We start from the raw sequence: 13,367 nt of genomic DNA, 5'->3' as shown, positions 1-13,367 counted from the left end.
TTTAAATTTTCCTTCTTTTCACACAAAAAATTTTTGGGAAAAATAAAAAAATAAAAAGGGGCTGTCCGATAAGTCCCTAAAATGAAGCAAGTGGAGAAAAACAATTCGTTTCTCTCCACTTGCTTTTATATTTTTTCGATTTTTATCTGAAAGTAGCTGGCGGATGCCGGCTACTTTCAGGAAGTTGTGGGCTAATGCCACAATCCCAAACTCGACATGTACCTTGTCGAGGCCCCGCAAAGAAAATCTGCGGAACGACCGATTGCCCTTGATGTGACCGAACACACTTTCTGCCTCGACTTTGCGTCGAGCGTAGATAGCGGCTTTCTCTTCACATTCAAGGGCTGTTTTGGCCTTTGCTTTCATTTCTTCGAAGATGGGATTCCAGTGAACTTGTCGGTTGCCTTTCGCTTTTGTGCATTTCGCTTTCAATGGGCAATCGGTACAATCTTCACATTCGTATATTTTGAAGCTTTGTTCATAGCCAGATGGATTCTTTTTGTTTTGGTATTTTTTAAACGTTACTCTCCTTCCATTCGGGCAAATAAAACAATCATCCTCTTCACAATAGGTCCAGTTTTTGGCATTTTTAATGTCTTTTTTGTATGTACGTGTTTGTTCTTTTACATAGCTCCCATAAGGAATTAGAAACTCAAACCGGGGCTCTTTCTCATCACCAACTGCATATACATAGTTTTCTTCACTACCATAGCCTGCATCCGCAATAACTGTTTGGGGCATCGGTAATGAAGTGGAGGCTAGCTTCTCCATATGTGGGATAAAGCAACGTGTATCGGTCGGTCGTTGATGAATAGTATAAAACAAGATAAACTGATTCTCTGTCCCCATTTGCACGTTGTATCCGGGCTTGAGCTGACCGTTTTTCATATGGTCTTCTTTCATGCGCATGAAGGTTGCGTCTTTGTCTGTTTTCGAGTAGCTGTTACGGTCACCGAACATTTCCTTTTGTTCTTTGTATCTTGCCATTCGGGGCAGGAAATCTTCCCGAATTTGTTTCACCGATTTCTTTAATTGACTGCGTTTTTTTCGCTTCTCTTTCCGAATGGATGTATCGGTCTCCTTTTCGATTTCTTCCGTTAGCGTTTCAACTTTTTCTTCTATTTCTTTTGCGGTTTCCTCCAGGTTTTGTTCGGTGATCTCTGTATGTTGATCGCTTTCCTTTTGCCCTGTTCCGGCTTCTAATTGGGTTAATTCATGAATGTGCTTTAGTGTTTCTTGGATTTTTTCTTTTAATTTCTCTTCGAATTTCAAAGTGGATTTTTTCCACACAAAAGAATACTTATTGGCATTGGCTTCGATCTTAGTGCCATCCAAAAAGTAGTTTTCCATCGTGATGTAATGTTCTTTTATCAATTTGAGAATCATGACTTCAAAGAGCTCATCCATGAAAGCTTTCATCCGTTCCCCTCGGAACTCATTAATGGTGCGAAAATCTGGTTGTTGCATCGCTGAAAGCCACATGGCAGGAATATTTTCTTTAACGAGTTTTTCGATTCCTCGGCAGGAATAAACCTTTTGAGAATAAGCATACAGAATGATTTTCAGCATCATTTTGGGATGATAGGAACTTCTGCCGCCGCCTTTATAATGAGAAAACAATTGTTTATCTGGTATCGCCTCCACCATTTCGTCCACGACACGTGCCACGTGATGTTCGGGTATGAGAGATTCAATATCATAAATCATTTGAACTTGACGGTTGTTATATGGTTTGAAAGTAGGGGCTAAATTTCTTTTGGCAGGAGTTTTTTCTTCTTTTCCATCTAGAGGAAGTGTCATTTGTGTGTTATAATTTTCACGAGTAATCATATGATTGCTCATAAAAAATCGTCCTTTCTGTAATGTTGTGTGGTAACTTCATTTTACTAGAAAGGACGATTTTTTTGTGCATTTTTTTTAAAAAGTGAAAAATGAGGGGCTCCAAAAAGTCAGTTACCCTGACTTTTTGGACAGCCCCTGAACAATCAACCTTTTATTTAACTAAAGCAATCACTTCAATTTCAACGAGGACATCTTTCGGAAGTCTTGCAACTTCCACACATGACCGAGCAGGCTTATGCGTTTGAAAATATTCCCCATATACTTCATTAAAAGCAGCGAAATCGTTCATATCTTTTAAAAATGCGGTTACTTTGACAACAGTTTCCAACGAAGCGCCTGCTTCTTCCAATACACCCTTTAAATTCGCGAAAACTTGGTGAGTCTGTTCTTTAATATCTCCTTGTACCAAGTTTCCTTCAGGGGTTAAAGGAATTTGTCCAGAGCTATAAAACATGTTATTCACAATAATTCCTTGAGAGTATGGTCCGATTGCAGCCGGAGCCTTTTTTGTTGAAACGACTTTCATTTTGAAACACTCCCTTACGATTCATTATTTTTATGCTAGAGGAAATCGAAATAATTTCCTTTACTAACTTGTATGGATCGTTCCTTTTCATTCATATCGGAAAGTTTTAAAATGGAAATATATTCATTTACAAGCCGTTCATCCACGCTTTCTGATTCCACAAGAACCCCAATTCCTGAAACGTTTGCGCCAAATTCAGACAGCATGCTGATCATGCCGTTGATCGTTCCTCCGGCCTTCATAAAGTCGTCAACAATTAACACATTCGATCCTTCTTTTAAGCTCCTCTTTGCAAGCGTCATAGTTTGGATTCTTTTCGAAGAGCCTGAAACATAATTAATGCTTACCATCGACCCTTCTGTCACTTTATTGTCACGGCGAACGATGACAAAGGGAACATCCAAATAGCTGGCAACTGCATAAGCAATTGGGATTCCTTTCGTAGCTACAGTCATGACGACATCAATTGTACGATTCGCAAAAACCGAAGCAAATAAACGCCCGATTTGATTCATCATTTTTGGATTTCCCAGTAAATCTGTTAAATATAAATAACCTCCAGGTAAAAGCCGGCTGGGGTCTGAGACTTTCTCGCACAGTCTTTGAATAATTCCATTTGCTTCGTCCCTCGTCACCTTCGGAATAAATTTGACACCGCCAGCTGCGCCTGGGGTTGTGATTAAAGTTCCGATCCCTTGTTGCTCAAAGGTTTGCTTTATGATCACTAAATCCTCGCTAATGGAGGATTTAGCTGATTCGTACCGTTCAGAGAAAAAAGTTAATGGGATGAGCGCATGTGGATGATGAAGCAAATAGTGTGTCATATCGACAAGTCTCCCACTGCGTCTAAATTTCATAGACGAACCTCCAAATTCCGAATGTTTTTAAAGTAAATATAACTTAATATTCGCATTTAATCAAGGGCTATCCGATCCCCAAGCATTCTGACTGCATACACTTGATCGCAAAATCCCCTCAAGCCGTTATAAACACGATGAAGCCTCGACTCGTGTTGGACAAGTCCATATACTGTCGGTCCGCTTCCGCTCATTAAAACAGCATCAGCTCCAAAACGTTTCATTTGTTCTTTAATCAAAGCAACTTCCGGATACATCTTCATTGTGACCGACTCAAGGACATTTCCAAGCTTCGCACAGATTTCTTGATAATTTTGATCCTTTATCGCTTTGACCATTCCACTAACATCAGGATGCTCAATGTCATTTATCTTCAAATGTCGGTAAATTTCAGCAGTGGACACACCGATATCAGGCTTCGCCAATACGACCCAGCAATGCGGAGGAGGATCAATCAGCTCAATTTTTTCGCCTCTTCCGGTCGCCACAGCTGTGCCTCCGTAAACACAAAAAGAAACATCTGAACCAATTTCTGCTCCAAGTTTCGCAAGATCATCAAGGGAAAGATCCAAATTCCATAGTTTATTTAATCCCCTTAACGTTGCTGCTGCATCACTGCTCCCTCCTGCAAGGCCCGCAGCAACAGGGATGCACTTTGAAATCGTGATTGCCACACCCTTTTGAATCCCGAAACGGTCCTTTAAAAGCTGTGCCGCTTGGTAAGCTAAATTCCGATCATCATCTGGCACAAATCGATTATGCGATATGATACGTATTTTATTTTCATCAAGAAGCTTCAGCTCGATTCGATCAGCTAGATCTATGGTCGTCATGACCATATTCACTTCATGGTATCCGTCAGATCTTTTATGTAAAACATCTAAAGATAAATTAATTTTTGCCGGAGCTTTTTCCAATACTCGCAAATACATTCACCTACTTTTTCGTTCTGACAAAATGTATTCACATTGTACCATAAATAGGGATATAATAGCATAATTCGACAAAATCCGTCCATTGAAAACATAAAAAAATGCCGGCCCAAACTATGAGCCGGCCACCCGAATGTCTGCTTTTAAAAAGTTTTGCCGTTTTGCTTAGCCAATTGCTCTTCTGCAATCTCGATCGCCCGTTTTACCATGTTTCCGGCATCACGAGCCCGAATGGCTCCCCATCCTTCATTTTTGACCGTTTCATAAAAGCCCAATTCCTTAGCCAATTCATACTTAAAGCTTTCTGACATAATGCCTCGGCGTCTAGCCATTCTTTGACTCCCCCTTAAATAAAAACAGACATTCCCGCGGATTTTATCCGCTTACTGTTAGTTTCAAGCGAAAAGCTTGATTTATGCTTTTAAAAAAATGCCAGAGAAAAAAATAAAAGCAGCAAACAAATTTCGTTTACTGCCCGCCCATTGCAACATTGTTGTTTTCATCTATAAAAGTAATTTGGACTGTTTCCGTTAACACATCTGCATAGCTGTATGAAACGCGTTCAAAAGCATTTTCTTCCTGGTCAAGTTCAATCACAAAAACCGATGGATACGTCTCGGCTAAAACGCCTGAACGTTCAATTGTTTTTCTACGTCCGCCATTCGCTTTTAATGTTAATCGACGCCCTAGATTAGAATCGAGAGCTTGTTTAATATCGGATAACGTTTTTGCCATTGGAACCACCTCACAAAGTTCATTATACACAGAATCGACTAATAAGTCAAATAAATTTTTTATTATAACAGCCTTTAAACATCTGTGTCAACGTTTTCTTTTCAACAAAATTCTCTAATACTTGTCATAGTTTTCCCGTTTTTGCAAAAATTATATGGATTTATTCAAAAAAAAAGCAGTCCAAACGTTTATTCGTTTTGACCTGCTTCCTCAATATATCGGTTAAATGGTAAACCTGACCGCATGACGCCCTTTGTTTCAATGCCTCCTAATCCTTTTTCCCGCGACAAGGTGTTTCGAAGTACATCCCAAACATTAATACGTTCTACAAAAGGAGTAAAGCTGATTTTAGAAACAATATACACAGGATCTAAAGCATGAATGTTCACTCTTGACGGTGAACTTGCAAAATTGGCCCCAGCTCTTATTAATGACTCAAAATGAGATTGGCATGCACCGGCAAAAATAATCAGCTGATCAAGCCCGGGAATTTTTTTCCGTGCCTTCCTGACCGTTTTAATAAAATCCTTCGAGTGTCGGTAAGCATTCAAATCCAATATTGTCCCTTTATGCTTCGAATAAGAATCATGTCCAGTAATGACTAGTATATCCGGCCGATATTTTTCTAAAAGCTCATCAATATGATCAGCCATTTCGTTTTCTTTTAAATGTATGCCGTGAACAGGAACACCAATTTTTTCGTATAAATTTAAGCATTTTTCCAAATAATTGGGGTCGCCATCTACATGTAATACTCTGCCTGGAATATGAAAACATTCATTTTGATATTCAAATTCGGACGAAGCGTAAAATTCTTGTTTTTCACGAGATAGATCATAATCTTGCTTCAGGAGATAAAGCGTATTTTCTATTTTTTCCCTTTCTTGTTTTTCACGTATTTTTTGTTCTTCTTTATTCATGATGACTAAGTCGTCATAAGGGGCATCAGCAATTAAACGGACGTCCTGTCCTGAAATAAGGGCAATCAGACGGCCAGTATGATCCTTTTTTATTTCTAAAATCCGAAAAAGCAAATCGCACTGATAAGACTTTCTGGCCACTATCATCCCCGGCTTTATTAGCATAATGTTCACTCCGAACGGGAATAGTTTTCTTTTCTTCTTTAACGTATGTCTTGCTTTTCAAAATGGTGATTTACCCTATTTAAATATTTCGTAAAGTCTGTCGCTCAATAAAGCAAATTCTTCAATGGTCAATGATTCCCCCCTGCGCTTTCCATCGATTCCTGCTGATGTCAAACATTCTTCAATTATGTTTTTATTCACCTTCCCATTGGGTAAGTTGTTGAGTAAATTGTTCAATAACGTTTTTCTTCTTTGAGCAAAACTTGCTTTTACTACTTGAAAGAAAAATGCTTCATTTTTGACATGAATAAGCGGTTCTGGACGCAAATCGAGGCGAATGACAGACGAATCCACGTTTGGCTGCGGAATGAATACTGTCTTCGGCACCGACATAACCGTTTTCGCTTCAGTGTAATATTGGACGGCAATGGATAATGAGCCGTAATCTTTTGTTGACGGTTTGGCTGTCATTCGTTCTGCTACCTCTTTTTGAAGCATGACGACGATCGCTTTTAGTGGCAAACGGTTTTCCAAAAGCTTCATAATGATCGGCGTGGTGATATAGTATGGCAAATTGGCGACTACCATGACTTCACGGCAATTGTTCAATTTTTTTTCAATGATTTCGTGGAGGTTTGCCTTTAATACATCTTGATAAATGATTTCGATATTTGAATATGGAGCTAAATTTTCTTCAAGAATCGGAAGCAGTCTGCCATCGATTTCAAAGGCAATAACTTTCTTAGCATTTTTTGCTAATTGTTCTGTTAATGCGCCGATCCCTGGACCTATTTCGATGACTCCTGTTTCTTCTGTTACACCTGCACGCTCAATCATTCGATGCAATATGTTCGGTTCCACAATAAAGTTTTGCCCTAAGCTTTTTTTAAAAGAAAAGCTGTATTTTTCAAGAATTTGTTTCGTTCGGCTTAACGTTGCTATTTCTTTTTCCATCTGCCTCTTCCTCCTTTAAGATCGCCTCAATTGCCTCCAAAAACGCTTCTTTCGTAATATGAAACATTGCCAAGCGTTTCATTAGCTGTTTTCCGTTAGCATAGCCGATTTTTAGCCGCTCTCCAAGCTTTTCCCTCCGCTTTTTTGCCGTTGGACCGCCAATTAAACCATAAAAAATCAAATCTAACATGGAAATGCTGCTTTTCCATTCGTTCATTTCCTCTCTCACCGAACGCAGCGCTTTCCGAATAGATTCTGCGCTGGCATGTTCAACGCCAATTCCTCTCCCGTTTTTTGCTCTGGCTTCATTACGTGGCAAAAAGGCATGTTTGCATCCAGGAACATGTTCAGCTATTGTTTTGCGAATTTTTTCTCCCGGAGCGTCAGGATCAGTAAAAATAATAACTCCCCGCGTGTTTTGGGCAAGGCGTATTTGTTCAATAATCGATTGATTAATGGCAGAGCCGTTCGTTTCAATCGTATCGGCATCCACTGCTCTTTTTATTGCCAACGTATCATCTTTACCTTCAACGATAATAATTTCTTTTATTTTTTTTTTTCATTTTTTCCTCCAAAACTTGAAACCTTTTTGTAATATTTGTCGTCAAATTGTATAAAAGGCTACTGATTTCCAATTATAACGTAAAAAAACAGAGGGTCGAAACCCTCTGTCAAAACAGCACTCGATAAAATTAACGTAAAACCCTTATTTTGACCTTTTTTCGACCCCATTGATATGCTTGAGACTTATTTGGGAAAAATACGTCAATTTTATTCCCGGAAATTGCTGAACCAGTATCGGCGGCAACTGCATATCCGTATCCTTCAACATACACCTTTGATCCGAGCGGAATGACAGACGGATCAACTGCGATTACCTTTGCATTTGGATTTGAGCGCAAATTGTACCCCGTTGCTGTTGTGCCTGAACAGCCATTGCAGGATGCTGTATATGCAGTAGCCGTCACATAAAATTCTTTAGACTTGCTGCCAGTTCCTCTTGAAGCTAGTGCAGGCTGCGAAGAAGCTTTTGTCCCGACAACAACAATTTTATCTTTGCTTTCCTTCGTTGTTACAGTTTTTATAAGCTTACGGGAAATTTCTTTTCCATTTTCCAAAATGACTTCAAACTGTTTTTGGCGTGTTCCTTTTTCGCCTTCTTGAATCACTTTTTTCGTTCCTTCAGCTAAATTTTTATCTGTACGTTGAACGATTTTAAATACAATTGGTTCTTCCACTACATCGGTGACTTTTTCTACTCTGGTAATTTCTACATTTGTGTTTTTATTTAACACTGTTGTTAGCCCAGGCTTTACTTTATCCATTGGGTTCAATTTTACGTTATGTTCCTTTAAAAAGTCAGCGACAGTAGTCGAAGTAGACCAAATCTGTTGGTTTTTCCCACCAATATTTAAAGTGATAAGATGCGCTTTATTCACCTTTAGTTCCATGTTTTTTTCAATTTTTGCATCTAATGCTGGTAGAACTTCATCTTTTTCGGTAATGGAAATTTTTTGCTGCCTTAAAACATCTTCTACCGTATCAGCAGTTGTGAAAATCTTCCTTCGCTCATTGTCTACAATCAGCTGGACAGGTTTGGCATATTTTATCACTATATTCATGTTGTCTTGAATGTCCCGATGTTTCGCATGAGAAATATAATCATTAGCTTGTAATTTTATATCTAATTCTTTCAAAAGATCACTGACTTGGTCTGCATGGGTCCTTACTTCCTCTGTTTTCCCATCAATAGTGACTCTAACAGTATCTTTTGTTCCTTCATATCCCCCATACGTTGCTCCTGTGCCAATTAAACATACACCGACTGCAGAAAGGACATACTTTTTTCTCTTGGAAAGGTTGGATACCATATTTTTCATGTTTTCAATCACGAAAACGCCTCCTTCTCCTCCGTGAGATTATATAGAGTATTTTTAAACCTGTCAACCCTCCTGCACTTTTCTCGTTTTTTGTAACTATTATCTTGAAGTTTGAACAAAAAGTGAAGAAAGACTTCTCGACACGTTTATCCTATGAGGAAAAGAAGACGTGTAGAACTTTTTTGAATCATTCTTTTTTCAGACAAGCTTGAACAAGCTTCGACAGAAATCTTTATCATGAAATGCCGAATAATTTTTTTCCATTTCTGGTTGTAATTTTTGCTATTTCTTCAAAGGTGAGTCCTTTCAGCTCTGCAATTTTTTCTGCGATATATTTGACATAGCTTGGTTCATTCCGTTTGCCACGGAATGGATGAGGGGTTAAATAAGGACAATCGGTTTCAATTAATAATCGGTCCAATGGAATTTCCGCAGCTACTTCTTTTGGTTTTTTTGCATTTTTAAATGTAACAGGACCGCCGAACGAAATATAGAAATTCATGTCCATACATTGCTTGGCAACCTCTAAGCTTCCGGAAAAGCAATGCATGACTCCGCCTACTTCCTTCGCATTTTCCTCTTTTAATATTTGAACAATGTCTGCAGTTGCTTCTCTGTTATGAATAATGATCGGCAGCTGTACTTCCTTTGCTAATGCAATTTGCTTGCGAAACACTTCTTTTTGCACATCCTTAGGTGATTTATCCCAATGATAATCCAGGCCCATTTCACCTAGTGCGACAACTTTCGGATGGCTGGAAAGCTCTCTTAACCAATCTAAATCGTGATCCGTCATATCAATGGCATCAACCGGATGCCAGCCGACAGCTGCATATATAAAGTCATACCTTTCAGAAAGCTCTATAGCCTTTGGAATTGTTTCGCGGTCAAAGCCGACAACAACGATAGTTTCCACTTTTTCTTGAAGTGCCCGGTCAATTACTTCGTTTAAATCCTCCTCAAATTGCACCGCATTTAAATGTGCATGAGTATCAAACAGCATATTTTGACATCCTTTCCAATCATTTTTTCCCTTTTTCGATAAAAGGGAAAGAGGTGTTCCACGTGAAACACCCCAAAAAAACAATCTTCGACAAATTTATTTGATTTTCGTTCCATTCGGTAAATCTGAATCGACGGTAGCAAGCGACAAGGTTCCGTTTTCTTCCCCTGCCAAAATCATTCCTTGCGACAATTCTCCACGCAATTTTACCGGTTTTAAATTTATTGCACAAATAACTTTTTTGCCGATTAATTGTTCAGGCTGATAATATTTAGCAATTCCAGAAACAACTTGGCGTTTTTCAGATCCTAAATCCAACTGAAGTTTTAACAGCTTGTCTGCTTTTTCTACTCTCTCCGCTTGAATAACCTCCGCCACGCGTAAATCCACTTTCATAAAATCATCAATTGTAATTTCATTCTCATCATCTGCTGTTTCTTTTTTAGCCTCAGGTGCCGATCCTTTCATCTGCTCTTTTATATAGTTCACTTCCTGTTCGATATCTAAACGCGGAAACAGCGGCTCTCTTTTTTGCACCCGAACCTCTTCCAGCTGTCCAAACTTATGAATGGATTCCCAATTTTTCAAATGATCGTCCTCTACACCTATTTGCGCAAAAATTTTATCCGGTGTTTTTGTTAAAAATGGTTTTAATAAAACGGCTATATGTCGAAGCGACTCAGCCAAATGATACATGACGGATGCAAGCTGATTTCTTTTTGACTCGTCTTTTGCCAGTACCCAAGGCTCCGTCTCATCAATGTATTTATTTGTCCGGCCAATAAATTGCCATAGGGCTGTCAGCGCAACGGAAAACTCCATTTTATCCATGGCTTCTTCGTACTTTTTAACTGTTTCGGTTCTGAATGAGCGAAGAGCCTCATCGTAAGGGGTTTCATCCGCTTGTTCTTTTTTTACAATGCCGTCAAAATATTTATCGATCATGGCCACCGTTCGGTTTAGTAAGTTTCCTAAGTCATTAGCTAAATCATAGTTAATGCGCTCCACAAAGCCTTCAGGAGTAAATACTCCGTCCGCTCCAAACGGAACTTCACGCAGCAAATAATAGCGCAAAGCATCAAGCCCATAACGGTCAATCAATGTAACTGGATCCACAACATTTCCTTTTGATTTAGACATTTTTCCGTCCTTCATTAACAGCCATCCATGTCCAAACACTTTTTTAGGAAGAGGCAGATCAAGCGCCATGAGCATAATCGGCCAGTATATCGTGTGAAAGCGGACAATCTCTTTCCCTACTAAATGAACATCTGCAGGCCAATATTTTTTAAATTTTTCTTCATTCTCGGTTCCGTAGCCGAGCGCCGTAATATAGTTTGTCAATGCGTCAATCCAAACATAAATAACATGTTTTGGATTACCAGGAACTTTAATGCCCCAGTCAAAAGTCGTCCGGGATACCGCCAAATCTTCCAGCCCAGGCTTTATAAAGTTATTGATCATTTCGTTTTTTCTTGATTCCGGCTGAATAAACTCTGGATTTTCTTCATAAAATTGCAGAAGCCTGTCGACATATTTGCTCATTTTAAAGAAATAAGACTCTTCTTTTACCTTCTCAACAGGGCGGCCGCAATCAGGGCAATTTCCGTCCACTAGCTGTCTTTCTGTAAAAAACGATTCACAAGGCGTACAGTACCATCCTTCATACTCATCTAAATAAATATCTCCCTGCTTTACTAGACGGTCGAAAATTTTTTCTACTACCTTCTTATGTCGCTCTTCAGTCGTTCTTATAAAATCATCATAGGAAATATCTAATTTTTTCCATAATTCTTTAATCCCTGAAACAATATCATCAACATACTTTTTAGGAGATACTCCTTTTTCCTCCGCTTTTCGCTGGATTTTTTGCCCATGCTCGTCAGTTCCCGTTAAATACATGACATCATAACCGCGAAGGCGTTTATATCTCGACATGGCATCGCCGGCTACCGTTGTATACGCATGACCGATATGTAATTTATCGCTCGGATAGTAAATGGGCGTCGTTAAATAAAATGTTTTTTTTCTGTTTTCCACAATATTAATCCTCCTTTGCCACTACATTACAGAAAAGCTCTCGTCAGTTGGACGAGAGCGACAAAACCAAGCATTGATTACATATTCTATGATACCATCATAGCCTGTTTTATCAAGAAAATATACATAATCTTTCATCATCTTATAAGATTTACACAGTTATTTAAATTGAACAGTATTTCGAATCAAAAGGATTGACGTTTATTGGAAAAACTGTTATTCTATTAATTGACAATCGCAAATGTCGAATAATGGCGAAAAAGGGAGTATATAGGCGATAAATCTTTATTTTACAAATGGGAGGAGACAAATTTTATGAAATCTACTGGAATTGTTCGTAAAGTTGATGAGTTGGGACGCGTAGTTATTCCGATTGAATTGCGCAGAACATTAGGAATTGCTGAAAAAGATGCTTTAGAAATTTATGTGGATGACGACCGCATCATTTTGAAAAAATATAAACCTAGCATGACTTGTCAAGTAACTGGAGAAGTTTCTGATGATAACTTCCAGCTTGCAGGCGGAAAAATTGTTCTTAGCCGCGAAGGTGCAGAGCAAATTTTAAAAGAAATCCAAACCATTTTGGAATCTTCTAAATAAAAAGTTAAAAGTCCCTACTATTCAGGGACTTTTATTTCAAATGATACTCCTGATACACTTCCCGTTTTGGCAAATTTCGATCCAATGCGGCCAATTTGATCGCTTCTTTTGATGGATAGCCTTTTTCTATATAATGTTCAACATGTTCTTTAATCGTCCATTTACTCCACCATGTTTCTTTGTTATCATCGGGAGTATTTTCTTGACTGCCTTCAATGATTAAACAAAACTCCCCTTTGATTTCATGATTTTCCGCCCAATCTAATAGTTCATCAACTGTCCCCCTCACAAACTCCTCATACATTTTTGTTAACTCTCGAGCAACAGCTATTTTCCTATTGCCAAAAAATTCATGAATATCCTTTAACGTTTCAACGAGTCGATGAGGAGATTCATAAAGGATAATGGTTTCTTTCTTATTTTTTAATTGCTCCAATTGTTTTTTCTTTTCTTTTTTCTTGTGATGTAAAAATCCAAAAAAATAAAAAGGCTGAGGCGCAATTCCTGAAGCGATCAATGCCGTTAATGCAGCATTAGCCCCCGGAAGCGGTATAACCGGATAATGATGGTCTAAAACTAGCTGAACAAGCTCACTTCCTGGATCAGAAATGGTTGGCATGCCGGCATCGCTGACAAGTGCAACTTTTTTCCCCTCTTCAATCATTTTCATGATCTGTCTTCCACTCGAATTTTTATTATGTTCATGATAGCTGATGATGTTTGTATCAATATGATAATAATGACATAATTTTTTCGTTTGTCTCGTGTCCTCCGCTGCAATAACGTCACACTCTTTTAACACACGGATTGAACGGAACGTCATATCTTCTAAATTTCCGATCGGCGTCGGCACTAAATATAGTGCGCCCTTCTCTACATCTTCCGCATAGCTTTTTTGCTGCCACATCCCTAT

14 protein-coding genes are annotated in these 13,367 nt (G+C 38.7%); 1 reads left to right on the top strand and 13 read right to left on the bottom strand.

What is annotated here, in order from left to right:
• Positions 1 to 18 precede the first annotated feature (18 nt).
• The 12 genes from NSU19_RS00275 to metG form a co-directional block, all read right to left on the bottom strand.
• Positions 19 to 1,842 (bottom strand): IS1182 family transposase, encoded by a 1,824-nt coding sequence (locus tag NSU19_RS00275; protein WP_339198212.1) that lies wholly within the window; start codon positions 1,840 to 1,842, stop codon positions 19 to 21.
• A 151-nt stretch (positions 1,843 to 1,993) separates the two neighbouring features.
• Entirely contained in the window at positions 1,994 to 2,368 is a 375-nt protein-coding gene (gene ridA, locus NSU19_RS00270) for a 2-iminobutanoate/2-iminopropanoate deaminase (protein WP_063387583.1), read from the bottom strand.
• Between the two features lie 35 nt (positions 2,369 to 2,403).
• Positions 2,404 to 3,225 carry a pur operon repressor gene (gene purR / locus NSU19_RS00265; protein ID WP_339198210.1) on the bottom strand — a complete coding sequence of 274 codons (822 nt, stop codon included), beginning with the start codon at positions 3,223 to 3,225 and terminating at the stop codon, positions 2,404 to 2,406.
• 56 nt (positions 3,226 to 3,281) lie between these two features.
• Positions 3,282 to 4,151 (bottom strand): 4-(cytidine 5'-diphospho)-2-C-methyl-D-erythritol kinase, encoded by an 870-nt coding sequence (gene ispE / locus NSU19_RS00260; RefSeq protein WP_063387585.1) that lies wholly within the window; start codon positions 4,149 to 4,151, stop codon positions 3,282 to 3,284.
• A gap of 149 nt (positions 4,152 to 4,300) precedes the next feature.
• On the bottom strand, positions 4,301 to 4,489 hold the full coding sequence (locus NSU19_RS00255) for a small, acid-soluble spore protein, alpha/beta type (protein ID WP_063387586.1): 189 nt from the start codon (positions 4,487 to 4,489) through the stop codon (positions 4,301 to 4,303).
• Between the two features lie 136 nt (positions 4,490 to 4,625).
• Positions 4,626 to 4,892, bottom strand: a complete 267-nt coding sequence (locus tag NSU19_RS00250; protein ID WP_063387587.1) for a Veg family protein — start codon at positions 4,890 to 4,892, stop codon at positions 4,626 to 4,628.
• Positions 4,893 to 5,080: 188 nt separating this feature from the next.
• Positions 5,081 to 5,977 carry a sporulation peptidase YabG gene (gene yabG / locus NSU19_RS00245; RefSeq protein ID WP_063387588.1) on the bottom strand — a complete coding sequence of 299 codons (897 nt, stop codon included), beginning with the start codon at positions 5,975 to 5,977 and terminating at the stop codon, positions 5,081 to 5,083.
• A gap of 75 nt (positions 5,978 to 6,052) precedes the next feature.
• Positions 6,053 to 6,931 (bottom strand): 16S rRNA (adenine(1518)-N(6)/adenine(1519)-N(6))-dimethyltransferase RsmA, encoded by an 879-nt coding sequence (rsmA, locus tag NSU19_RS00240; RefSeq protein WP_339198208.1) that lies wholly within the window; start codon positions 6,929 to 6,931, stop codon positions 6,053 to 6,055.
• Entirely contained in the window at positions 6,885 to 7,442 is a 558-nt protein-coding gene (gene rnmV / locus NSU19_RS00235) for a ribonuclease M5 (RefSeq protein ID WP_339198206.1), read from the bottom strand. Before rnmV ends, rsmA begins: the two co-directional genes overlap by 47 nt.
• A gap of 181 nt (positions 7,443 to 7,623) precedes the next feature.
• Positions 7,624 to 8,823 carry a G5 and 3D domain-containing protein gene (locus NSU19_RS00230; RefSeq protein ID WP_232515628.1) on the bottom strand — a complete coding sequence of 400 codons (1,200 nt, stop codon included), beginning with the start codon at positions 8,821 to 8,823 and terminating at the stop codon, positions 7,624 to 7,626.
• 223 nt (positions 8,824 to 9,046) lie between these two features.
• On the bottom strand, positions 9,047 to 9,814 hold the full coding sequence (locus tag NSU19_RS00225; protein WP_063387590.1) for a TatD family hydrolase: 768 nt from the start codon (positions 9,812 to 9,814) through the stop codon (positions 9,047 to 9,049).
• Positions 9,815 to 9,910: 96 nt separating this feature from the next.
• Positions 9,911 to 11,854, bottom strand: a complete 1,944-nt coding sequence (metG, locus tag NSU19_RS00220; protein WP_339198203.1) for a methionine--tRNA ligase — start codon at positions 11,852 to 11,854, stop codon at positions 9,911 to 9,913.
• Positions 11,855 to 12,169: 315 nt separating this feature from the next.
• On the opposite strand from metG, the gene NSU19_RS00215 reads away from it, so the two are divergent.
• Positions 12,170 to 12,454, top strand: a complete 285-nt coding sequence (locus tag NSU19_RS00215; protein WP_063387592.1) for an AbrB/MazE/SpoVT family DNA-binding domain-containing protein — start codon at positions 12,170 to 12,172, stop codon at positions 12,452 to 12,454.
• Positions 12,455 to 12,485: 31 nt separating this feature from the next.
• On the opposite strand, the gene rsmI is transcribed toward NSU19_RS00215, so the two are convergent.
• Entirely contained in the window at positions 12,486 to 13,361 is an 876-nt protein-coding gene (rsmI, locus tag NSU19_RS00210; protein ID WP_066247202.1) for a 16S rRNA (cytidine(1402)-2'-O)-methyltransferase, read from the bottom strand.
• Positions 13,362 to 13,367: the final 6 nt, after the last annotated feature.

This window comes from Aeribacillus sp. FSL k6-2211 (assembly GCF_037966125.1).
Lineage (GTDB): Bacteria > Bacillota > Bacilli > Bacillales > Aeribacillaceae > Aeribacillus > Aeribacillus composti.
The sequence above is the reverse complement of the archived record's forward strand: the minus strand, read 5'-3'. Positions and strand labels throughout refer to the sequence as shown.